Below are 24,525 nucleotides of genomic sequence, written 5' to 3'. Positions count from 1 at the left end.
ATGGTTAGTGGGTTTGGTATCACAGGTTTCTCATTTTTATTTTTTTCAAACAAAAGGCCGCTTGCGCGGCCTTTTTACTGTATCAAACTGTCCTTCGGCGGATCAATTAACTGATCTTACCGTGACACTGTTTGTATTTCTTACCAGAGCCACATGGGCAAGGCTCGTTTCGGCCAACTTTGCGCTCTTCACGCTGGAAAGGAGTACTTTCTTCACTTTCCTTGCTCTCATCAGCAATCTGGCTTTCTGCATTCTGGTGCTGGAACTGCTGGCGACGAGCTAACTCTTCCGCCTGACGACGACGCTCTTCTTCAAGACGCTCGACCTCTTCCTGCTGCTGAACACGAACCTTACTCAAGATCGCAATCACATCAGATTTCAGGCTTTCCAGCATACCTTCAAACAGTTCAAACGACTCGCGCTTGTATTCCTGTTTCGGGTTCTTCTGTGCATAGCCACGCAGGTGGATGCCCTGACGCAGGTGATCCATTGCTGCCAAGTGCTCTTTCCACAGCGTATCCAGGTTCTGCAGCATCACCGTTTTCTCGAAGTTACGCAGCACGGTTGCACCGACCACTTCTTCTTTCTGACGGTAAATTTCAACAGCTTTGTTGACGATGCGCTCACGCAGAGCTTCTTCGTACAGCTTCTCTTCGCTATCCAACCATTCCTGGATCGGTAGCTCCATATCGAAGTCGGTTTTCAGACGCTCTTCCAGGGCTGGAACATCCCACATCTCTTCCAGTGATTGTGGCGGAATATAGCCATCAATCATCGCTTGTAGAACATCTTCGCGGTTCTGCTCGATCATCTCGCTGATATCTTCAGCGTTCATCAGCTCGTCACGTAGCTCGTAAACCACCTTACGCTGGTCATTGGCAACGTCATCAAACTCAAGCAGCTGCTTACGAATATCGAAGTTACGGCCTTCTACCTTACGCTGGGCATTCTCAATTGCTTTGGTTACCCATGGATGCTCGATCGCTTCGCCTTCTTCCATACCCAGCTTCTTCATCATGTTCGACACACGATCAGAGGCGAAGATACGCATCAGGCCATCTTCCATTGATAGGTAGAAGCGAGAAGAACCGGCATCACCCTGACGACCCGAACGACCACGTAACTGGTTATCGATACGACGGGATTCGTGACGCTCGGTACCAATGATATGCAAACCACCGGCTGCCAGAACGGCATCATGGTTTTCTTTCCATTTCGCTTTGATTGCTGCAACCTGGTCATCCGTCGGGTTGTCAATCTTAGCGATTTCGCTCTGCCAAGAACCACCCAATACGATATCGGTACCACGGCCTGCCATATTGGTTGCAATCGTAACGGCACCAGACTGACCCGCCTCGGCAACAATATCGGCTTCTTTTTCGTGGAACTTCGCATTCAGAACCTGGTGCTTGATGCCTTGCTTCTTAAGCGCATTAGACAGCAGCTCTGACTTTTCAATCGAAACCGTACCCACCAAGACCGGCTGGCCTTTGGCCACACGCTCTCTGATGTCTTCGCTGATTGCCGCGAACTTCTCAAGCTCAGTCATGTAAACCAAATCACCCATATCATCACGGATCATTGGCTTATTGGTTGGCAGAACAACCGTTTCCAGGCCGTAGATAGACTGGAATTCAAATGCTTCGGTATCCGCAGTACCTGTCATACCCGATAGTTTGCTGTACAGGCGGAAGTAGTTCTGGAACGTAATCGATGCCAGCGTCTGGTTCTCGTTCTGGATCTTCACGCCTTCTTTGGCTTCAACAGCCTGGTGAAGACCTTCAGACCAGCGACGTCCCGGCATAGTACGGCCGGTATGCTCATCAACGATGATCACTTCGTCATCTTTGACGATGTAATCAACATCACGCTCAAACAATACATGGGCGCGCAGAGCCGCATGGACGTGGTGCAGCAGACTGATGTTAGCAGGCGAGTACAGGGTATCGTCCTCTTCCATCATGCCTGTTTTTTTCAGTAGCTCTTCCACATACTCCTGACCGTTTTCAGTCAGGTGGGCCTGCTTAGATTTCTCGTCAACCGTATAGTGACCTTCGCCTCGGTACTCTTCGCTGTCTTCCTGATCCTGCTTCACCAGTTCAGGGATCAGCTTATTGATCTTGATATACAGCTCAGAGCTATCTTCAGCCGGACCGGAGATAATCAACGGAGTACGGGCTTCATCGATAAGGATGGAATCCACCTCATCGACTACTGCAAAGAAACGCTCACGCTGAACTCGGTCTTCCGGACGGAACGCCATGTTATCGCGCAGGTAATCGAAACCGAATTCGTTGTTGGTTCCGTAAAGAATATCGGCCGCATAAGCTTCTTTCTTCGCCTGCGGTGGCATGTTCGGTACGTTCACACCGACAGTCATACCAAGGAATTCAAATAATGGGCGGTTTGTTTCGGCATCACGTGCAGCCAGGTAGTCGTTCACCGTAACAATGTGAACGCCTTTGCCTGTCAGGGCATTCAGGTAGGCTGGTAGCGTTGCTGTCAGGGTTTTACCCTCACCAGTACGCATCTCGGCGATCTGGCAGTCATTCAGCACCATACCACCAATCAACTGAACGTCGAAGTGACGCATGCCAAAGACACGCTTGGATGCTTCACGGACGGTTGCGAACGCTTCAGGCAGAAGCTGATCTAGGTCTTCACCCTGCTCCAAACGCTCACGGAATTCAACGGTCTTGGCTTTCAGCTCTTCGTCTTGAAGGCTTTCGAATTGAGGTTCTAGCTTGTTGATTTGGTCAACAATTTTACGCAAACGACGCAAAGTGCGGTCGTTACGGCTACCGATAACTTTGGTCAGTAGTTTTGATAACATGGCTATGCCGTTTTCTCTTTGTTATTTCAGCTTCAGTAATGGCTGAATCGCTTAATCTGAGTTTCATACCGGGAGTATACCCAGCTGAACAATTATCTGAGCCTTTCCAATCTAACTGATAGGTCAGATAATTATTCTGTTAGGCATTATCATCCCTGTCCCGTCTGAATCCGCCACAATGTATGGCAACAGAAGCCGACACGAAAAACAATGGTTGTAAATGATATTGTGGCAACCGGTGTCAATTTCAAGGGAGATATGAAAACAATACTAATATGTTGCTCAGGATCGACGTCTTACCGACGATTGCTGCCATCGGCAGCCTGGCATTCATGCCATTGCCACAGGAAAGCAAGCTATTACTAACTTGCCCCCTGCAGACTTGGTATAATAAGACATATTAACCAAGCCGCCTATGATAAAAGCAGGTGACTTGCTTTTCATATTCGAAAAATTAGAACTAAGCCCCTAATTAGGACAGTGTAATGCGCGATCATCGCCCCCAAACAACTGCTAGCCTACTTGATGACAGCAAGCTGGGAAATATCCAGCAACGTGCCATCGCACTCAGTAAGCTCAACAAGGCGGTCAAAGAGCATTTAGCATGTGCGCAGCACTGCCGGGTCAGTAACTATCGTCAGGGTGTATTAATCATCGAAACAGCATCGGCCGCCTGGTCGATGCGGCTCAACTACGAACGCAATAACCTAACCCGAAAATTAAGAGAAAAGCTTCTGCCGCAACTGACAAACATTGAAGTGAAGATCAACCCGGCACTGGCCGCGGTCGAGAGAGAGCAGAAAGAAAAAGTACCGGATATCGTCCAGAAACCGATTTCCCCCCTGGCCGCCCAGTATTTACTGACCACTGCCAAAGATGCGCCGGATAAAGTCAAAGCCAGGTTGGAACGGCTGGCAGCCCTGGCCGCAAAAAGGCGAGAAAGGTAAAACACAGAAAGCATATTAGGGGAAGATTACCCGCCCCCTATAACAGTAACAACGAAAAAAGCCAGATACAAAAACGCCGGACAGAGTCCGGCGTTTTTTAATTCTGCATTTTGCTTAGGCGAGTACCATGCCTGGCTGGGCAAAGGTAACCGGTACTTCGTGCTCTTCCTCGAAGGTCGACCACTCATAAGCTTCCTGATCTGCCAATACTGCACGTAGCAGTTTGTTGTTCAGGGCGTGACCCGATTTAAAGGCACACATTTCGCCGATAATATTATGGCCACACATGTACAGGTCGCCAATCGCATCCAGTACCTTGTGTGTCACAAGCTCATTGTCGAAACGCAGACCGTCATCATTCAGGATACGGTAGTCATCGAGAACAATGGCGTTATCAAAGCTACCACCCAGACACAGGTTCTGTGACTGTAGGTACTCGATATCACGCATAAAGCCGAAAGTACGGGCACGGCTAATATCTTTGACAAATGACTGGCTGGAAAAATCCAACACCAAACGCTGCTGCTCTGATTCAATCGCCGGGTGATTAAAATCGATAGCGAAATCTAGGCGGAATCCGTTATATGGACGTAGCTCAGCCCATTTGTCACCATCTTCAACGCGAACAGTTTTTTTGATACGCAAGAAACGCTTAGGTGCATTCAGGGTATCAATACCGGCAGACTGCAGCAGGTAAATAAACGGGCTGGCACTACCATCCATAATCGGAATTTCCGGTGCGTCAACTTCGATAATCACGTTATCGATGCCCATACCTGCCAAAGCTGCATTTAGGTGCTCAACAGTCGAGATTCGCACACCGGCCTCGTTAACAAGGGCGGTACACAGCATGGTATCACGCACAGAGTCTGCATCTGCAGGAAAGTCTACAGGTGGATTTAAATCCGTACGACGATAGATCACACCGGTATTTGCGGCTGCAGGACGTAGAATAAGCGTCACTTTACGGCCAGAGTGAAGTCCCACCCCAGTCGTTTGCACAATGCTTTTTAGTGTACGTTGTCTAATCATCTGCTCTCTCAACTATTATTCGCCAATACATCGGCCCATTACCTCGCAATCGCAAGGCAATTGGACAGATATCATACCACTTCTTAAATAATAACCCAATAGATTACATTCGCTAGTCAGCTTGCTTACGTAAAAATGCTGGAATATCAAGGTAGTCGTGGTCAGCCTGAGGCTTGGACTTCGCTGCAGCAGAAGAAGCTGACTGCTGTACGTTGGTATCAGCAGCTGGAGCTTGCTGAGTTAACGGCGCAGGTTTAGATTCTTCGACAGCTGGAGCTGCTGCAGCCGGTTTTTCCTGAGCAACCGCCTGAACAGGCTTCGATGTTGTTACCAGCGTGATATCCGGCTTGCTTTCTTTGCCGATACCCGTTGCAACCACTGTTACACGCAGCTCATCAGTCATCTCTGGATCCAGAGAGGTACCGATAACCACTGTCGCGTTATCCGATGCAAAGGCTTTCACTGTGTTACCCACAGTTTCAAACTCATCAAGACGCATATCCAGACCAGCAGTGATGTTAACCAGAACACCACGAGCACCCGCTAGATCGATATCTTCCAGCAGCGGGCTAGAGATAGCCATTTCAGCAGCTTCCTCAGCGCGATCGTCACCAGTAGCAACACCGCTGCCCATCATGGCATGACCCATTTCAGACATCACAGTACGTACGTCGGCAAAGTCGACGTTAATCATACCCGGACGGGTGATCAGCTCGGCAATACCCTGCACCGCATTTTTCAGAACATCATTTGCCTTGGCAAATGCGTCCAGCAACGTAATACCACGGCCAAGAACTTTCAGCAGTTTCTCGTTTGGAATTGTGATTAGGGAGTCAACGTGCTTAGAAAGCTCCTCGATGCCCTGCTCAGCAAAAGCCATACGCTTCTTACCTTCGAAGCTAAATGGCTTAGTCACCACCGCCACAGTAAGAATACCTAGCTCTTTCGCTACTTCAGCAATGATTGGCGCCGCACCAGTACCGGTACCGCCGCCCATGCCAGCTGCAATAAAGATCATATCCGATCCCTGCAGCTCCGATTTAATCGCTTCACGATCTTCCAGCGCCGAGTCACGACCCACTTGAGGGTTCGCACCCGCACCCAGACCTTTAGTGATATCACCACCGATCTGGATCACTGTACTTACACTGCTTTTACGAAGCGCCTGTGCATCGGTGTTAACACTGATGAACTCAACGCCTTCAATAGATTCACGTACCATGTGATCGACAGCATTACCGCCGCCGCCGCCAACGCCAATGACCTTAATTACCGCTTCATCAGACATTTCCATCATCGGTTCAAACATTTGTTCTCTCCGTTTATCCTGTTCGCATCAGGTTTTAAAATTCTTTTCTTAGCCAGCCACTGATTTTAGTGAAGATTCCGGACACCGAACGTTTCGGCTCCAGTTCACTGTCGTCAAATGTCTGACTGTCCTTTCCGTAATGCAGTAAACCTACTGCAGTCGCATAATGCGGGGCCTGAACGTAGTCGGTCAGTCCGCTTAGCTCTAATGGTTGTCCGATCCGTACCTGATTGCGAAAAACGCGCTCGGCACACTCAATCAATCCTTCCATTTGTGCGGCACCGCCAGTGAGGACAATGCCCGCCGCTAAATGATGTTTTACACCCGCATCACGCAGTTGTTCTTGTATTTCAAGCAGTTTCTGATTAACCAGCCCCAACAGTTCACTGTAGCGGGGTTCTATCACTTCTGCCAAAGTTTGGCTCTGCAGGCTGCGAGACGGGCGACCACCGACACTTGGTACATCGACTTTCGCATCTTTGCTCACGAGCTCACTCAGCGCACAGCCATATTTAACTTTAATTTCTTCGGCATCCCCTGGAGGAGTACCGAAGGCATAGGCAATATCACTGGTCACAACATTGCCGGCATACGGGATCACTTCGGCATGGCGCAGGGCTCCACCACTCCAGACCGCTAAATCCATGGTGCCGCCACCGATATCGACCACGCAAACACCCAGTTCGCGCTCGTCGGCAGTCAGGACAGCATGGCTAGCCGCCAACCCTGAAAAAATCAGGTGATCGACCTTCAGCCCGCAACGCTCAACCGCCTTAACGATATTGCGTGCCATATCATTGTGACATGTGATCAAATGAACACTAGCTTCCATGCGAACGCCTGATAAACCAACGGGATTTTTAATTCCCTCTTGATAATCAATAGCAAATTCCTGAGGAATTACATGTAAAGTTCGGTGTTCATCGCTAATTTTTACGGATTTCGCTGTATGGATAACATTATCAACGTCATCCTGCGTCACCTCTTTGTCAGAAATAGGCACCATGCCTTTTTCTGTTTGGCAACGTATATGTTTGCCAGATAACGACAAAAACACAGAGGAAATCTGGCAGTCGGCCATTAATTCAGCCTGATCTACGGCACGCTGAACCGACTTAACCACGGACTCAAGATCGTTGACTCCGCCTTTATCCATTCCCCGTGAAGGGCTGCTGCCAACACCAATGACATTTACATTGCCATCAGGCAGCACCTCTCCAACCAAAGCACAAACTTTGGAAGTGCCGATATCCAGGCCCACTATGAGTTTTTTATCTGCCGCCTTCGTCATTAGCGCACGCTCTTATAGTTATACTCAAACAAACAATGTCTTATAAATCAGACGAGTGCTTGGCAAGTATTATTCTTGAACCACTTTCCAACCCACAGCAGCCCCGGTGTCGTAGCGCAAGTCTACGTACTCTATGGCTTTTCCTTGCTGCTCTAATTCAGGATATAACCCGATAAAGCGTTCTAGTCGCTCCATTCGGGCTTCTCGACCCAACTCGAGTCGAATTCCATTTGTTAACCAGACTCGCCAGGCTCGACGTTCATTAACTGCTAGCGTAGCAATTTCGAACCCCGCAAGCTGTAATCTTGGTTGCATTTCATGCAACGCAGTCAGGGCTTCCTGACTATTGCCGTCTGGCCCAGCTAGCTCGACCAAACCTAAATCTTTTACCTGCTCCGCCGGTGCTTCAAATACCGCGCCTTCGGTATTCACCAGAAACTGCTGGTTCCAAATCGCCGCAGGCTGATGTTCAACCAGAAAGACCTTAATGGAGTCAGGCCATTGTTTACGTACTGATGCATGGGCAACCCAAGGCAAGGCTTCAAGTGCCAGTTGGATCTGATCGACATCCTGGGTCATGAAGCTTCCTAGCTGATCGAGCTGCAATATTCCCTGGCGAACATCATTAGTACTGAGGTAATCCAGTTTTCCCTGAATAACCAATTGCGACAACGGTAATCTGTTGGCGTCTGTCATCCAGTTTATCGCGGCACTGAATAACCATGCGACAAAACCAATAACAAAAAGAAAAAATGCCAATCCCCCCCAGTTACCTGTCGTAACTGAAGGTGGCAGGGGTAATCTTTTTAAGACTGCATCAGCCATATTGTCTCTTTGCCCTTACCTGCTTAGCAAAACTGGTAGTAATGACCGACTTTTGGAAAAATCAGCGAGTAATGCGCAAAGTTGATCGATTATACCGACCAACCCGTTGCTCTCCAACTATTGTTAGAGCATTACTTACATATCCTGAGATCAAAGCCCGATAAATGGCAATATCACACATATTTTGCCGCTTAAAAAGAATGCAATATTCGAGCCATTTTATCACCATTCATCGCAAGAAGGCTAATTTCCGCGCATTTCTACTACATTCAGCTCCATTTCAGCTAGTTGGCGGGCAATTTTACCAACATCGCCGGCTCCTTGAGTCAGAACTAAATCATCATTCTGGATAATATTTGCCAATGCAGCCGGCAATGCATCACTGTTAGGCACAAAAATCGGATCGATCTTGCCGCGTCCACGGATTGTGCGGCAAAGTGAGCGGCCATCGGCCCCTGCTATCGGCGTCTCCCCGGCAGCATAGACATCCAGCATCACCAACACATCAACCTGTTCCAGTACATTGGCAAAGTCGTCATATAAGTCACGGGTACGGCTGTAACGGTGCGGCTGGAATACCATTACCAAGCGCTTATCATCCCATCCGGCACGGGCCGCTTTAATAGTTACGTCCACTTCACTCGGGTGATGGCCGTAATCATCCACCAGCATTACCGTTCCGTTGCCCGTTTCAAACTCGCCCAAATGATCAAAGCGGCGCCCCGTTCCCTGGAATTCAGCCAGAGCACGGATAATAGCCTCGTCTTCAACCCCTTCTTCGGTCGCCACGGCTACCGCTGCTGTCGCGTTAAGGGCATTGTGCTTGCCTGGGATATTCAACTTGATATCCAATGCAGGTTTACCCTGACGCAGGATAGTAAAATGTCCCTGCTGGCCATGCTGATTATACCCAACAAGGCGCACATCAGCATCTTCAGAGAAACCGTAAGTGATCACCTGGCGGCCAATTCTGGGTAGCAGTTCACGAACCACGGGATCATCAATGCACATCACGGCCAGGCCGTAGAAAGGCAAGTTGTGCAGGAAGTCGATAAAAGTCTGTTTCAGAACTTCGAAATCACCGCCATATGTCTCCATATGATCGGCTTCAATGTTAGTGACCACACACACCATTGGCTGCAGGTGCAGGAAGGATGCATCACTTTCATCGGCTTCGGCAATCAAATAACGGCTTGAGCCCAGGCGGGCATTAGTACCGGCACTCTTCACCAGGCCACCGTTGACGAATGTTGGATCCAGGCCGGCTTCAGAATAAATCTGGGTCGTCAGTGCCGTTGTCGTGGTTTTGCCGTGCGTACCGGCAATAGCAATACCGTGACGGTAGCGCATCAGTTCGGCCAGCATTTCTGCCCGGCGAACAACCGGGATACGCATTTCGCGTGCGGCAAGCAATTCTGGGTTCTCTGCGGCAATGGCAGTAGACACAACCACGACACTTGCACCCTCGACATTACTGGCGGCATGGCCGAAGAAAATTTCTGCACCTTTCTCGGTCAGGCGTTCCGTCACAGCATTAGGGGCAAGATCTGAACCACTGATACAGTAGCCTTCGTTCACTAACACCTCGGCAATACCACTCATTCCGGCACCGCCGATCCCAACAAAGTGAATACGCTCAACGCGGCGCATCTCTGGCACCATGGTTCTAATTTTTGCTAATTGCTGGTTATCCAGTTTACTCATCACTCTGTTCTCAACTTAATTCTTTGCCAGCGATTTAATCACTGATGCCACTCTGGCATCAGCATCAACAATTGCGGCTTCTCGCGCGGCAACAGCCATTGCTGTCAGCGCATTACGGTCTAATTGGTTTAACTCTTGTGCCAAGCCAGCAGCCGTTAAATCCATCTGCTCTATCATTTTTGCCGCCCCGCACTGCACCAGGTGATCGGCATTCAATGCCTGCTGGCGATCTTTGTGCATAAACGGAATAAATATGGCGCCAAGGCCTGCCGCAGAAAGTTCAGAAACCGTCAGGGCTCCCGAACGACATACCACAATATCAGCCCAGGCGTAGGCTTCGGCGACATCATCAATAAATTCCGTCACCTTATGACTCACTTGGCAATTTGACTGATAAGCCTGTTCGGTCATTGTCTGGCCGCCCTTGCCGGCCTGATGCCAGATCGTCACCTTATCACCAAGAATACCCGCGACTTCCGGCATAGTCTGGTTCAAGATACGGGCACCTTGGCTGCCCCCCATCACAAGGACACGGGTCGGCCCCTGGCGATCGGCAAAACGCTCATTCGGTGCCGGCAGTACAGTGACATCCTGACGTACCGGGTTACCCACGACTTCTTTTCCTGTAAATGCGCCAGGAAAAGCCTGCAGAACTTTTGCGGCAATACGTGATAACCACTGGTTTGTCAGGCCGGCAACGGCATTTTGCTCATGCAATACCACCGGTACACCTGACAGCCAGGCAGCAACACCACCCGGTCCGCTGACATAGCCGCCCATACCCAGAACGACATCAGGCTGCCAGGCCTTGATATAGCGTCGCGCCTGCATGATCGCACCAACGATCTTGAACGGTGCTGCCAACAGGCGCGCGATTCCTTGACCGCGCAGGCCCTTCACTTTGATAAAATCGATCTCAATACCGTGCTTCGGTACCAGTTCGGCTTCCATCCGGTCAGCAGTCCCCAGCCAGCGAATCTCCCAGCCTTCCTGCTGCAGTTTTTTGGCCACGGCTAGGCCTGGAAACACATGGCCTCCGGTACCACCGGCCATCACCAGCAAGCGTTTATTCTTGTTCATTGTCGTTGTCATCTACTTCTTCTGCAGGGCCATACTTGGCAGCAAGCCGCTGTTCATGATCAATCCGTATCAATATGGCAACCGCCGTTGCCATGATAAATAAACTAGAGCCACCGTAACTAATCAGGGGCAAGGTCAGGCCTTTGGTCGGTACCAGTCCTGCTGCCGCACCGACATTAACCAGCGTTTGGAAGGCAAACCAGAAACCAAAGCCAAATGCCAGAAAACCGCCAAACAATTGGCCAGTCTGCAGGCATTTTCGACCAATAAACAATGCCTTGAATACCAAGGAAAAAATCAGCAGCAACACTACGGTTACTCCGATTAGCCCCACCTCTTCGGCCAGCACCGCAAACACAAAGTCAGTATGCGCTTCCGGTAAATATTCAAGCTTCTGGATTGAGTTCCCAAGTCCCTGTCCCAGCCAGTCGCCACGGCCAAACGCCATCAGAGACTGTGTCAGCTGGTAGCCACTACCGAAAGGGTCTTCCCACGGATCCATAAACGATGTAACCCGGCGGAGACGGTAGGGCTCAAAGACAATCAGCAGGCCAATACCGAGAAACGCCATCGCCAGCATCGCCAAAAACTGCCACAGCTTGGCACCGGCAATAAACAGCATACCGACGGTCGTCACGAACATTACAACGAACGAGCCCAGATCCGGCTGCTGCAGTAGCAGAGCGGCCAGAATCGACAAGACGACCAATGGCTTAAGAAAACCAAAAAAACTTTCCCTTACCTGGGAATACTGACGAACCAGATACCCGGCCAGAAAGATAAACAATGATAGCTTGGCTACTTCTGCCGGCTGTAGGTTAAAGATGCCCAGTGGGATCCAGCGTGCAGCACCGTTCACCGAACGCCCCACCACCAATACCGCCACCAGCAACAGCATCGAAGCCAGCAGCATCGGCACGCTCAACTGACGCCAGCGAGATAACGGAATTTGTACGACGAAGCTTGCTATCACCAACGAGCAAACCAAAAAGAAGCCATGGCGCAGCGCAAAGTAAAACGGCATGTCGGTCAAACGGGTTGCAACCGGTACCGAGGCCGATGTCACCATCACCAGCCCGGTTACCATCAGCGCCAGAGCAATCCACACCAGCTGGCGATCATACATACACGGCGCCGCCGGGCGGGTTAACCACTCACTGACCGAGGTACAGCCTTCTTTGAACTGCTCCAGCATCAGCTTGCTCCGGAGACTTTGTATTGCAGCTCAGTGGCCAGCGTCACAAAAGCATCACCACGCGCCATAAAGTTGGGAAACTGGTCAAAGCTGGCACATGCCGGTGACAATAAAACCATATCGCCGGCCTGTGCCGTGTCTGCCGCTATTATCATTGCCTGCTCCATGGTCTCGACTGATAACGGATGGTCGACCAGTGATGCGAAGAGATGGGCATCCCGGCCATAACAGTACAGCTGTACATTTAAGTCAGCTAATACCGGCCTAAGTTCAGAAAAATCGGCGCCTTTGCCGTCACCGCCGACCAATAGATGCAGTTTGCCGGATAAGTTCAAGCCTTTCAGAGCCGCCAAGGTACTGGCAAGGTTAGTCGCCTTAGAATCATTAACCCATCGTACGTCCTGATGGTTAGCCACCAACTGGCAGCGGTGCGCCAGCCCGTTATAGCGTCTAAGCGCGCGGCAGGCCGCCGAACGGTCGATATTAACGGCATCAGCCAAAGCCAGTGCCGCCAAGCTGTTGGCCACGTTATGGCGCCCGACCAAAGCTATGTCACGGGTGGCCATCAACGGTTGCTGCTCAATCGCGAGAAACTCTTCGCCCTCGTGGTTCACTAGCCCATATTCAGCCGAATCGAAACCGAAACTGGTCATTGCCGAGGGGCAGGATGCCGGACGGGTAGCCAGATCGTCACGATTAAACACAGCCAGTTCGGTGTGGTTGAAGATCCGCATCTTGGCCTGGCTGTAATCATCCAGCCCGCTGTAGCGATCCATGTGATCTTCAGAAAGGTTCAGGTACACCGCCGCTTTCAGCTGCAGTGAAGAGGTTGTTTCCAACTGAAAGCTAGACAGCTCGAGGACATAAAGCTCATGATCCTGTGCCAGCATATCCAATGCCGCAAAACCAATGTTGCCACCAACGCCAACATTAATCCCGGCCTCTTTGGCCATTTCGCCGACCAGGCTGGTAACCGTGCTCTTGCCATTGGAGCCCGTTATGGCGACGACCGGCTTGGTCACCGCGCGCGCAAACAGCTCAATATCACCGACAATCTCAATGCCAGCCTGCTTCGCCACCACCAGCTCTGGGGTCGCTAGTGCCACCCCGGGGCTGGCAACAATTAAATCTGCCGCCAGCAACCAGTCCATATTCCACTGGCCACTGCATAGCTTAACCTGTGACGGTAGTTCATCCCGGCCAGGCGGTGTCGGACGGGTATCAATGACTTTAATCTCAAACTCGTCAGGTTGGCGTAACAGGTGATTGACCACCGATAGCCCGGTCATCCCCAGACCTATCACCACAACCTTTCTCACACCGTCTAAGCCATTCATTTAACGTACCTTCAGGGTTGCCAGTGCAATCAGTACCAGCATCAGAGTAATGATCCAGAAACGAACAATTACTCGAGGTTCAGGCCAGCCTTTCAGCTCATAATGGTGGTGGATTGGTGCCATACGGAAAATACGCTGACCACGCAGTTTGTACGAACCGACCTGCAGGATCACCGAAACCGTCTCCATCACGAAGACACCGCCCATGATCACCAGCAGCAGCTCCTGGCGAACCAGTACGGCAATCGTACCCAGCGCGCCACCAAGTGCCAGTGAACCCACATCGCCCATAAAGACTTGAGCCGGGTAGGTATTGAACCACAGGAAGCCAAGGCCGGCACCGACAATCGCGGTACAGACCACCACCAGTTCACTGGCATCTTTCAAATAAGGAATGTGCAGATAGTTCGCAAAGTTGACGTTACCTGTCGCCCAGGCAATAAATGCCATCCCCGCAGCAACCATCACCGTCGGCATGATAGCCAGACCGTCCAGGCCATCTGTCAGGTTCACCGCGTTGCTGGTACCCACAATCACAAAATAGGTAAATACGATATAGAACAAGCCAAGCTGCGGCATCACGTCCTTGAAGAACGGAACGACCAATTGCGTGGCGGCAGTATCCTGACCGTGTACATACAGGGCAAAGGCAACGCCAAGAGCAATCACTGACTGCCAGAAGTACTTCCAGCGGGCAATAAGGCCATCAGTATTCTTGCGCACCACTTTGCGGTAGTCATCGACAAAACCGACCGCGCCATAACCCAGCATCACCGTCAGTACCGCCCAGACATAAGGGTTCGAGAGATCAGCCCATAGCAAAACAGTAATGGCGATCGAAGCCAGGATCATGATCCCGCCCATCGTCGGCGTACCACGCTTGCTGAAGTGCGATTCCGGACCGTCATGACGAACCACCTGACCAATCTGCAGCAATTGCAGGCGGGCAATAAGGCGTGGTCCCATCCAGAGGGAAAGCAGCAGTGCTGTTAATACGCTGATGATTGCGCGAAACGTCAAGTATTCAAACAGGCGGAAAAAAGGGAACGTGGACTCTAATAAGTCAGCTAACCAGTAAATCATTGTGTGTTTTCCTGCAGTGCGGCAATAACGTCTTCCATGCGGGAACTACGAGCCCCCTTTGCCAACACTGTAACCTCTGTGTTTTGTGAATTAAGTTGCTGATGACTAAGTTGTTCCATAAGCAATTGGATCAACGCTGATTTATCATCAAAATGTTGGCCGTGATTCATTTCACTGACCACGGCACTGGCCTGGCCATATGTCAGCACCCGATCCAGTTTTTTATTTCTGGCATACTCTGCCACTTCTCGGTGCAACGCTGCACTGTCATCGCCAAGCTCTGCCATATCACCAAGCACAAACCAGCGCTGACCTGCAAAAGTGGCAAGCAGATCAATCGCAGCCTTCACCGAGGCCACACTGGCATTGTAGGTATCATCAATCAGGCGGAGTCCGTCTCGTGGCAAAGTGATGTCTACCCGCCCTTTAACATTCTCAACCAGCTCGAGACCATTTTTGACCTGCTCCAGCGTCGCCCCCATTGCCATGCTCAACGCCGCTGCCGCCAGCGCATTTGCAACATTATGGGCACCAGGCAGCGTCAACGTAACCGGCGTATCACCGTCGGGGGTGCGCATTGTAAAACAAGCACGGCCCTGACTGTTAATAAATATGTCACTTGCTGAGAAGTCAGCCGTTGATTGAGTCGCAGAAAAGGTAATTAGTCGGTGCCCTGTTAGCAACGGCTGCCACATTGACAACTCATTTGAGTCAAGGTTGATAATTGCCGTTGCCTTGGTATCCGCACACTCTTCGACGGGAGCAAGGCCTTCAAAAATTTCGCCCTTGGCCTTAGCCACTCCTTGCAGCGAGCCGAAACCTTCAAGATGCGCCGCAGCCAAGTTGTTGATCAGCGCCACCTGCGGTTTTACCAGCGAAGTCGTATAAGAGATTTCCTGCTGATGGTTAGCCCCAAGCTCGATAACCGCATACTCGTGGTTCGGCTCAAGGCGCAGCAAGGTCAATGGCACACCGATATCGTTGTTGAAGTTACCCGCAGTCGCCAGCACCGGGCCTTTTTGCCCCAGAATGGCCGCCGCCATCTCCTTGACCGTGGTTTTGCCACAACTGCCTGTCAGGGCCAGGGTTTTCAAGCCGTGTTTCTGCTCCATCTGGGCTTTGAGCCAAGCACCTAATTGCCCCAGAGCCAAACGGGTGTCCTTAACGATCAGTTGCGGTAGCGCAACCGGTAAGTGCTTGCTTACCAGCAACGCCGCGGCACCATTATCCTTCGCATCCTGACAGAAGTCATGGGCATCGAAACGCTCACCTTTCAGGGCAATAAACAGTGTCTGAGCCGCAATCTTGCGAGTATCCGTCGATACCTCGGCTATCACGGTATCACATCCAACCAGTTCAGCCTGTAAAACATCAGCTAATTGTGAAAGCTGAACTTCAATCATGCGCTTTTCTCCAGTAATGCCTGAACGGTTTCTCGGTCAGAGTAATGAATCGTACGATCTGCCAGGATTTGATAATCCTCATGTCCCTTACCTGCCACCAGCACAATATCGTCCTCGCCAGCTTGAGTTAGTGCCCACTTACAGGCTTCTCTGCGGTCATGTAACACCACGGCTGATTCCGGCTTTTTCAAGCCAGCCAGCATATCGGCAACAATCAATGCCGGGTCTTCACTACGTGGGTTATCGTCAGTCAAAATGACCCGATCAGCGAGGTGCTCGGCAATTTCGGCCATCATCGGCCGCTTGCCGTTATCGCGATCACCGCCGCAGCCAAAGATGCACCACAGTTTGCCGGTGCAGTGCACTCGCAATGCCTGCAGCGCTTTCTCCAGCGCATCGGGGGTATGAGCATAGTCAACAACCATCATAGGTTTGTCAGGCTTTTGAAAAACTTCCATTCTGCCAATTACGGCTTGTAGCTTGGGTGCCGTCTCAATCAGCTGAGACAGAGAGTGTCCTGTGGCCAACAGAGTCGCCAACGCCAACAGCAGGTTCATGACATTAAACGACCCGACCAGCGGCGCGGTGAACTGTCCAGCCCCCCATGACGAGTCAAAACGGACGGTAACGCCCTGAGTGCTGTATTCCACCTGCTCCAGCCATAGCCTGCGACCTTGGTGCTGGCTCAGGGATGACTGTTCACAGGCAACGGCAACTGCATCCGGCAGGGAAACCAACCAGTCGCGACCAACAGCATCGTCGGCATTGATGACCGCCATCCCGGCCTGATGTTCGGTAAACAAGATTTTTTTAGCTTCGGCATAATTGGCCATGTCGCCATGGTAGTCCAGATGATCTCGGCTCAGGTTGGTAAAGATACTGGCGGCAAAATTCAACGCTTTCACTCGTCCCTGAACCAAGCCATGGGAGGAAACCTCCATCGCCGCAAAGTCGGCGCCGTCACTGACCAGATCGGCCAATACCTGCTGGATTTCAATTGCGCTACCAGTGGTATTCACTGCCGGCTGCAACTGTTGCAACAAGCCGTTTCCGGTGGTGCCCATCACACCTGCCCGGTAACCCAGCTGCTCGGCCCACTGGGCCAGCAGTTGGCTGATGGTCGTTTTGCCATTGGTACCAGTGACTGCCACCAGTTTAAGCGACTGATCCGGCTGGTCGTAAAAACGGCTGGCAATAGCCGACAGCAACAGCCCCAACTCGCGAAGGTAAATAATAAAAGTACCGTCCTGACAGGCTACTTCACCGTGCTCTGCAACCCCTTCGGCCTCGGCAAGGATCACTGCGGCACCGGATTCTATCGCGGTAGGAATAAAGCGGCGACCATCAACGGTATGGCCCTTTACAGCCACAAACATCTCACCGCCACGTATCTGACGGCTGTCTAAGGTCAGGCCGGTCAATTGGATATCAGCAAGCCCAGCAGGCAAAGCTGTTGCCACGATCCACGGAGACAGCAATGCTCCCACTTTATTATTCTGTTTAGGTACCGGCATGCGCATTGCCTCTGTTATGTACGATATTTAACTGTTCATTCGTTCCGGCATCTGGCGGAACGTTCAAAATCTGGAGTGCACTTTCCATCACTTCAGAGAAAATTGGCGCTGCAATGGCACCGCCATAATATTTATCGCCCTGTGGTTCGTTCACCACCACAACCATCGCCAGGCGAGGGTTGCTGATTGGTGCCAGGCCAGCCGTCATCGCAATATATTCATCACTGTATCCGCCGGCAGCGGCCTTCTTGGCGGTACCCGTCTTCGCCCCGACCCGGTAGCCCGGCACGGCAGCACGCTTGGCACTCCCTCCTTTGCCGGTCACCATCTCTAACATGTTCAGTAACTTGCGGGTATTTTCTGTAGAAACAACCTGGCGCCCCGGAACCACTTCTTCAGTTTTCAAAATCGATAGCGGACGGCTCACGCCCATGGCACCAAGGGTGGCATAGGCACGTACCAGCTGAATCGGGGTGACGGAAATACCGTAGCCAAACGCCAGCGTTGCCCGCTCGAAATCCGACCAACGGCGACGGTCAGGGAAAAAGCCCTGTGCCTCACCGATCAAGTTGATCCCCGAGGCGTCGCCTAAGCCGACACTGCTGTACATACCCAGCACGGCATCTATCGGCATCGCCAAAGAGAGCTTACTAACCCCGATGTTACTGGACTTCTGAAGGATCTTCGCCAGATTGGCCTTACCGACCCGGGACACATCACGCACCCGGCTACCGCCTATCTGCATCAGGCCATTGCCGGTATCGATAATGGTTTCTTCATCGGCCACACCGTTTTCCATCGCAGCCAACACCACAAACGGCTTGATCGTCGAACCCGGTTCCATCGCATCGGTGATTGAGCGATTACGCATCCTGAAACTCTGGAGCTGGTTACGGTTGTTTGGGTTATAAGAAGGCGCATTGACCATCGCCAGGATCTCGCCGGTACGGACATCGACCATCACGACAGTGGCCGAGGTGGCCTGATAATCAGCCACGGCCTGCTTGACCGCCCGGTAGGCGACGGCCTGCAAACGCTGGTCGATACTCAGAGTCAGCGGCTGGCCCGGCTCACGCTTCTTAAGGGAAATATTCTCAACCACCCGGCCATAACGGTCTTTGCGTACCGTCCGGCGCCCCGGCTCGCCGGTCAGCCAACCGTCATAAGTACGCTCGACCCCTTCAAGGCCATGGCTGTCGATACCGGTTACTCCGATCAGGTGGGCACTGACTTCACCAGCAGGATAAAAACGACGGGATTCGTCTTTCAGACCAATCCCCGGTAATTTTAGTTTATTGACATACGCCGCCATTGCCGGACTGACCTGGCGCTGGAGGTAGATAAAACGACGCTTTTTGTTCTTCTCAAGGCGGGAGAGTAATTTCTGGCGGTCGAGACCGAGGACATCAGCCAGCGCAAACCAGCGCTCCTGAACCTGGATACCACCATTTTTATAGATTTGGACAGGATCGGCCCAGACGGCCTGTACCGGCACGCTGACCGCCAGCTGTTCATCATTGCGATCGGAGATAATACCACGGGCAGAAGGCATTGCTTTGACACGCAGCGAGCGCATATCGCCTTCCTGGATCAGTTTTCCGGGCTCTAGCACCTGAATATAGGCAGCCCGCCCAATCAGGGCCCCCAAGGCCAACACGACGCAACCACATATAACACCAAAGCGCCACGGGATAAAAACCGGTGGCGCTTTCTGGCGACGCTGATTCTCTGATTTTTGGCGCTTAAATATATTCATCAAATTAATTACTGCACGACGACTTCGCTGTCTCTTGAAGGACGCTTCATTTCCAGCTCCTTCTCGGCTAACCGCTCAATCCGGCTGTGCTCCGCCAGTGAGTTTTCTTCAAGGATCTGATTCCGCCACTCAATATCCAGCTGATCCCGCTCAATCAGCAACTGCTCCTGCTGGGCGATCAGCTGGCGTGAATGGTGGGTGACAAGTACCACCCCCAGGGCAGAAATAAGCACCAGAACCAAAAGAACAGACTGAGCCCGCCCGACCGACACAAGATCCCGTGCGATCAGACCAGCTAAATTCTCTGACGGTTCCGGCGCCGAACTCATACGCGCTCAGCCAGACGCAACACAGAACTACGCGAGCGTGCGTTATCGCTGACTTCAGACTGTGACGGCTTGATAGCCTTGCCTACCGTCTTCAAATCTGCCGAGCCCAGCGCTTTGATTTGCTCTTCGGTCAACGGCAGGCCAGCTGGCACTTCTGGTCCTTTACTCTGCTTGCGAATAAAGCGCTTCACCATACGATCTTCCAATGAATGGAAACTGATCACAGACAGACGACCGCCCGGAGCCAGTACCTTGACCGCACCATGCAGCGCTGTATCAATCTCTTCCAGCTCACTGTTGATATAAATACGAATCGCCTGGAAGCTGCGGGTCGCCGGGTGCTTGTGCTTGTCTCTGAACGGGGAGACTTCTGCAATAAGACTCGCTAACTGCGTAGTGCGCGTCAACGGCTCTTTCTCTTCGTTCTCGCGGTGGGCGACGATGCCACGGGCAATACGCTTGGCAAAACGCTCTTCACCAAATTCTTTCAGTACCCAGGCAATATCATCGGCATCGGCTTCCGCCAGCCATTCCGCCGCGGAGATCCCTGAAGTCGGATCCATACGCATATCCAGCGGGCCGTCACGCATAAAGCTGAAACCACGCTCGGCATCATCTAGCTGCGGCGAAGATACACCAAGATCCAGCAGCACCCCATCGACACGGCCAATCAGATCACGCTCTTCCATGTATTTAGCCATACCGGAAAACGGGCCGTGAATGATGGTAAAGCGCGGATCATCGATTGTCTGCGCTTCTGCTATCGCCTGCGGGTCGCGGTCAATACTGTAAAGACGGCCGTTTTCACCCAGCTGAGATAAGATTAGACGGCTATGTCCACCACGGCCGAAAGTGCCGTCGATGTAGATACCATCTGGCTTGATCGCCAGACCGTCAACAGATTCATGGAGTAAAACGGAAACGTGCTCAAATTGTTCAGACATAAAAATAACTTCAGCTGTAGTGAAAGCTCACCAAGGACACCCAGATATTACTGTCGCGACCTCAGCTTGAAAGAGTGTATTCAGAAGGAATTGCCTGCCAGATCATGGCATTACGCAATTAAGCACATTCATTTAACGTTAAAAAACGGCTTTTCCCGCAAAATCCCACCGCAAAGTGTACGTATGAGACAAAAAAGTTGTCAAGCGAGAGGCCGGATTTCTGACAAACAAATGATATTGCTTTATGAAGACTTTGCATTGATACCAGACAGATGCAGGCTAAATAATTCAATTTTGTGAAATTGAGCCCTAAAACGATAAAAGGTGATGCCCGCCCTGTTTCCAAAGCATGACATCACCTTTTATTCTGAAAGAGGGGAGTTGGCCTGTAAGCCGGGTTCTGTTCCGCTTTCGCGGCGGTAACCATTCCTCTAGGCCTGCAATCGCTCACAGGCTCAAGCAACCTACCCGTCCCCAACGCGGGCCACGCCATTAGGGACCTATTTGGTCTTGCTCCGGGTGGAGTTTACCGTGCCACGAACTATTACTAGTCGCGCGGTGCGCTCTTACCGCACCCTTTCACCCTTACCTGTACTCGCAAGCGAGCCATCGGCGGTATACTCTCTGCTGCACTGGTCGTGGGCTCACGCCCCCCAGACGTTATCTGGCACCCTGCCCTATGGAGCCCGGACTTTCCTCCCCTTCGTCAGTCTCCCAAAGGACATCAACGAAGCAGCGGTTACCCTGGCCAACTCCGGCGACGGATTGTATAGGACTCGGGTCACAGTTACCAGTGAAAAATCCAACAACATCCAAGAGCGGTCAAAAAGAGAGCGAAATTAATCGAGGTTCTCCAATCCCCACTTATACAGCGCATTCTTCTTCACGCCGTGGATTTCGGCAGCCAATGCCGCTGCCTTCTTCAGTGGCAGCTCCTTTGTCAGCAGGGTGACGGTACGTAACGCGTCAGCTGGCAATTCATCTTTCTGCGCGCGGTGGCCGGCCACCAGCAACACCATTTCGCCTCGGGTGCGATTGCTGTCTTCACCTAGCCACTCAACCAACTCGCCCAGCGGCGCGCCATGAATAGTTTCATAAGTCTTGGTCAGCTCACGAGCCAGTACGACCTGGCGCTCCGGCCCTAGCACATCAAGCATATCAGCCAGCGAATCCATGATCCGATGCGGTGACTCGTAGAAAATCATCGTCCGCTCATCGTTGGCCAGCTCTTGAAAACGATCCTTGCGCCCTTTGCTTTTCGGCGGCAGGAAGCCTTCAAAGCTAAAGCGGTCAGACGGCAAGCCAGCCCCACTCAGTGCCGTAACCACGGCACAAGGACCAGGAAGAGGCACGACTTTAACCCCCGCCTGACGACAACGGTTGACCAGATGGTATCCTGGATCACTAATCAGCGGTGTACCGGCATCGGAAACCAACGCGATGCTCGTACCGGCCTGAAGCTTTTCGATCAGGTAGTCGGCTTTTTGCTGCTCATTATGGTCATGAAGCGCAAAGGTGCGGGTTGAGATTGAGAAATGTGTCAACAAGCGCGATGTATGGCGTGTATCTTCCGCGGCAATGATGTCTACATTTGCTAATACATCCAATGCACGCTGTGTGATGTCCGCTAAATTACCGATTGGTGTAGGTACGATGTACAAAGTTGCGACATCTACCATGCATGAATTGGTCTCACTCATTTGTCTAAGATCTCATCTGCAATTAATATAGAGAGTAATTTGTCACAGTTGAATGAATTCAATGCTCAATTTTACCCATAAGCGTAAAAGTGTATCACGACTGCTAGCCCCTGTAGCCCTTGCCGTGATTCTGGCGGGTTGTAGTACGCCAAATCAACAGCAGGCCGTGGTCACCGATATTACTGCTGCCGCGACAGACAGCGCAGCGAATTATCTGATCAAAGCCGAGTCGAGTGAAGGGGCTGAAAGCATCGACTGGCACATTCTTGCCCTCAAGGCCCTGATCAAAGAAGGAAGCTGGGCACAGGCAGAGCAGCAGGCAAACCGTCTGGGGCGGCTATCGATGAGCCCAATCCAGATGGCTGAGTGGCAGCTGGCCCGCGCAACCCTCCGCTATCAGCAAGGGCAGGCCCAGTCAGCGCTAGATACGCTAAACTTCCAGCCTTGGTGGACCCTGGCCGATAGCCAGTACCTGCGTTTCCATATGCTGCGTGCCGAACTGCTTGCCCAGACTAACCAGTCTTTTCTCGCTGCCCGTGAACGTACGGCACTGGATCAGTACCTGAAAACTAAGCAGAAAGCCGCTAACTGGCAAAACCTGTGGCATGATCTCTCCCGCTACAATAACAACCAGCTGCAATCGGCCAAGCTTAACGAAGACGAAACAGTATTGCGCGGCTGGGTACAGCTGAGCATTCTCAAGAACACCTATTCCCAGCGCCCGGCCAAGCTAAAATCGGTGGTTGAAGAGTGGCTGGACCAGAATTCTTACCACCCGGCCAACCAATATCTGCCGGCCGAGCTGACAGCCATCATGGAGCTGGAAATCACCCAGCTTAACAATGTGGCCCTGCTGCTGCCATTGTCCGGTCGCTATGAGAACTCTGGCAAGGCGGTAAGGGACGGCTTCATCAATGCCATGCTTGACGATACCGGCCGCGATGCCGAGACTGAACTGACCATCTATGATACCGAAGCCGAGCCGATCAGCACGATCATCAACAAGCTGGAGCAAGACGGTGTTGAGCTGGTGATCGGCCCGCTACGCAAAGAAAAAATAACCGAATTCCAGCACGGCAATAGTACTCACATCACCCTGCTTGCCTTGAATGAGCCTGAGCAGCTGAACATGATCCAGCCAAATGCATGCTACTTCTCGCTCTCGCCAGAGCAGGAAGCGGAGCAGGCGGCACAGCACCTGTTTGCCAAAGGCCACCAATATCCAATGGTACTTGCACCAGGCAACAGCTTTGGTGAGCGAGTCAGCAACGCCTTCATCGAGCAATGGCAGCAACTAACAGGTAAGTCACCGGCAATCCGTTCTTTCAGCTCGCGCAAACAAATCCAGCAGCAGATTGCCGCCGTCTTCGGACTAACCGAGAGTGAAGCGCGGATCAACCAGATGCAGCAACTGCTGGGACTGGAGCTCGAGGCTCAGCCACGCAGTCGACGCGATACCGACGCGGTATATCTGGTCGCCAACAAAAATGAGCTTACCTTGCTCAAGCCGTTTATTGAAGTCGCGATCAACCCGGATATGGCTCAGCCGAAGCTGTATGCCAGCTCCCGAAGCTACCCTGACAGCAATAGCGACATGAACGAGCTACGCGGCATTGAGTTCAGTGACATCCCGCTGCTGATTGATGCCAACCATAACTTTATGGAGCGCTATAACGAGCTGTGGCCTAACCAAAAAAATACCGATATCCGTCTGCATGCATTTGGTATGGATGCCTACAAGATGATTGCCGAGCTGCCGCAAATGCGTGTCGTCGACAATTACTCGACCCAGGGCAAGACCGGCCAACTGAGCATTGATGACCAGTGTGTCATCCAGCGCCAGATCAGCTGGGCGATATTCTCCGGCAATGGCATTGAACCCGCTCAATAAGCGTAAGCAGGGACAAGCCTACGAGGCAATGGCGGAGCAGTTTCTGTGCCGCCATGGCCTCAAGCCGGTATGCCGAAACTTTCAGTGCAGAAGCAGTGAGATCGATGTCATCATGCGCGACCGGTCGTGCTGGGTCTTTGTTGAAGTCAAATTCCGCAAAAATGCACATTACGGTTCTGCCGCTGAAGCGGTAAACTGGCGTAAACAGCAAAAGCTAAAACGGGCCGCCCTGTTTTGGCTACAGAAAAACGGCTTTTCAGCCGAACACACTGAATTCCGGTTTGATGTGGTGTCTATCCAGGGCGCCGATCACCAGATTGAGTGGTTTACCAACACCCTAGTTGAAGGTTAA

The 24,525-nt window shown here is 51.8% G+C and carries 19 protein-coding genes and 1 other RNA gene; 3 read left to right on the top strand and 17 right to left on the bottom strand.

Going from position 1 to position 24,525, the window contains the following annotated elements:
• Positions 1-106: 106 nt before the first annotated feature.
• Complete coding sequence (gene secA, locus MD588_RS16975; RefSeq protein WP_265698704.1) at positions 107-2,833, bottom strand: preprotein translocase subunit SecA; 2,727 nt, start codon at positions 2,831-2,833, stop codon at positions 107-109.
• Positions 2,834-3,318: 485 nt separating this feature from the next.
• Between secA and MD588_RS16970 the strand changes: the two genes are divergently transcribed.
• Positions 3,319-3,780 (top strand): DUF721 domain-containing protein, encoded by a 462-nt coding sequence (locus tag MD588_RS16970; protein ID WP_265698703.1) that lies wholly within the window; start codon positions 3,319-3,321, stop codon positions 3,778-3,780.
• 114 nt (positions 3,781-3,894) lie between these two features.
• Here MD588_RS16970 and lpxC read toward each other — a convergent pair whose 3' ends face one another.
• From lpxC to rsmI, 16 genes are all read right to left on the bottom strand, one after another.
• Positions 3,895-4,812: a UDP-3-O-acyl-N-acetylglucosamine deacetylase gene (gene lpxC, locus MD588_RS16965; RefSeq protein WP_265698702.1), complete on the bottom strand. Its 918-nt coding sequence runs from the start codon at positions 4,810-4,812 to the stop codon at positions 3,895-3,897.
• Positions 4,813-4,924: 112 nt separating this feature from the next.
• Positions 4,925-6,121: a cell division protein FtsZ gene (gene ftsZ / locus MD588_RS16960; RefSeq protein ID WP_265698701.1), complete on the bottom strand. Its 1,197-nt coding sequence runs from the start codon at positions 6,119-6,121 to the stop codon at positions 4,925-4,927.
• Between the two features lie 34 nt (positions 6,122-6,155).
• Positions 6,156-7,412 carry a cell division protein FtsA gene (gene ftsA, locus MD588_RS16955; protein WP_265698700.1) on the bottom strand — a complete coding sequence of 419 codons (1,257 nt, stop codon included), beginning with the start codon at positions 7,410-7,412 and terminating at the stop codon, positions 6,156-6,158.
• 69 nt (positions 7,413-7,481) lie between these two features.
• Positions 7,482-8,237 carry a cell division protein FtsQ/DivIB gene (locus MD588_RS16950; RefSeq protein WP_265698699.1) on the bottom strand — a complete coding sequence of 252 codons (756 nt, stop codon included), beginning with the start codon at positions 8,235-8,237 and terminating at the stop codon, positions 7,482-7,484.
• Between the two features lie 243 nt (positions 8,238-8,480).
• The gene (murC, locus tag MD588_RS16945; protein WP_265698698.1) at positions 8,481-9,941 is read right to left on the bottom strand and encodes a UDP-N-acetylmuramate--L-alanine ligase; all 1,461 of its coding nucleotides are present in this window, start codon (positions 9,939-9,941) and stop codon (positions 8,481-8,483) included.
• Positions 9,942-9,956: 15 nt separating this feature from the next.
• Positions 9,957-11,021, bottom strand: a complete 1,065-nt coding sequence (murG, locus tag MD588_RS16940) for an undecaprenyldiphospho-muramoylpentapeptide beta-N-acetylglucosaminyltransferase (RefSeq protein WP_265698753.1) — start codon at positions 11,019-11,021, stop codon at positions 9,957-9,959.
• Positions 11,008-12,216, bottom strand: coding sequence for a cell division protein FtsW (gene ftsW, locus MD588_RS16935; protein WP_265698697.1), 1,209 nt, complete (start codon positions 12,214-12,216; stop codon positions 11,008-11,010). The genes murG and ftsW overlap by 14 nt, the downstream gene beginning before the upstream one ends.
• Positions 12,216-13,553, bottom strand: coding sequence for a UDP-N-acetylmuramoyl-L-alanine--D-glutamate ligase (gene murD / locus MD588_RS16930; protein WP_265698696.1), 1,338 nt, complete (start codon positions 13,551-13,553; stop codon positions 12,216-12,218). Before murD ends, ftsW begins: the two co-directional genes overlap by 1 nt.
• Positions 13,554-14,636, bottom strand: coding sequence for a phospho-N-acetylmuramoyl-pentapeptide-transferase (gene mraY / locus MD588_RS16925; RefSeq protein WP_265698694.1), 1,083 nt, complete (start codon positions 14,634-14,636; stop codon positions 13,554-13,556).
• Positions 14,633-16,039 carry a UDP-N-acetylmuramoyl-tripeptide--D-alanyl-D-alanine ligase gene (gene murF / locus MD588_RS16920; protein WP_265698693.1) on the bottom strand — a complete coding sequence of 469 codons (1,407 nt, stop codon included), beginning with the start codon at positions 16,037-16,039 and terminating at the stop codon, positions 14,633-14,635. The genes mraY and murF overlap by 4 nt, the downstream gene beginning before the upstream one ends.
• A complete protein-coding gene (gene murE / locus MD588_RS16915; RefSeq protein ID WP_265698692.1) occupies positions 16,036-17,553 on the bottom strand; it encodes a UDP-N-acetylmuramoyl-L-alanyl-D-glutamate--2,6-diaminopimelate ligase in 1,518 nt (505 codons plus the stop codon). The genes murF and murE overlap by 4 nt, the downstream gene beginning before the upstream one ends.
• Complete coding sequence (gene ftsI, locus MD588_RS16910) at positions 17,540-19,309, bottom strand: peptidoglycan glycosyltransferase FtsI (protein ID WP_265698691.1); 1,770 nt, start codon at positions 19,307-19,309, stop codon at positions 17,540-17,542. Before ftsI ends, murE begins: the two co-directional genes overlap by 14 nt.
• 8 nt (positions 19,310-19,317) lie before the next feature.
• Entirely contained in the window at positions 19,318-19,638 is a 321-nt protein-coding gene (gene ftsL / locus MD588_RS16905) for a cell division protein FtsL (protein WP_265698690.1), read from the bottom strand.
• Complete coding sequence (gene rsmH, locus MD588_RS16900; protein ID WP_265698688.1) at positions 19,635-20,582, bottom strand: 16S rRNA (cytosine(1402)-N(4))-methyltransferase RsmH; 948 nt, start codon at positions 20,580-20,582, stop codon at positions 19,635-19,637. Before rsmH ends, ftsL begins: the two co-directional genes overlap by 4 nt.
• Before the next feature lie 373 nt (positions 20,583-20,955).
• Positions 20,956-21,338, bottom strand: an RNA gene (gene rnpB, locus MD588_RS16895) — RNase P RNA component class A.
• 83 nt (positions 21,339-21,421) lie between these two features.
• A complete protein-coding gene (rsmI, locus tag MD588_RS16890; protein WP_265698687.1) occupies positions 21,422-22,282 on the bottom strand; it encodes a 16S rRNA (cytidine(1402)-2'-O)-methyltransferase in 861 nt (286 codons plus the stop codon).
• 61 nt (positions 22,283-22,343) lie between these two features.
• Between rsmI and MD588_RS16885 the strand changes: the two genes are divergently transcribed.
• Positions 22,344-24,173, top strand: coding sequence for a penicillin-binding protein activator (locus tag MD588_RS16885; protein ID WP_265698686.1), 1,830 nt, complete (start codon positions 22,344-22,346; stop codon positions 24,171-24,173).
• Entirely contained in the window at positions 24,151-24,525 is a 375-nt protein-coding gene (locus MD588_RS16880) for a YraN family protein (RefSeq protein WP_265698685.1), read from the top strand. The genes MD588_RS16885 and MD588_RS16880 overlap by 23 nt, the downstream gene beginning before the upstream one ends.

It is taken from the genome of Photobacterium obscurum (assembly GCF_026191635.1).
In the GTDB taxonomy this organism is placed as follows: Bacteria; Pseudomonadota; Gammaproteobacteria; order Enterobacterales; family Vibrionaceae; genus Photobacterium; species Photobacterium obscurum.
The sequence above is the reverse complement of the archived record's forward strand: the minus strand, read 5'-3'. Positions and strand labels throughout refer to the sequence as shown.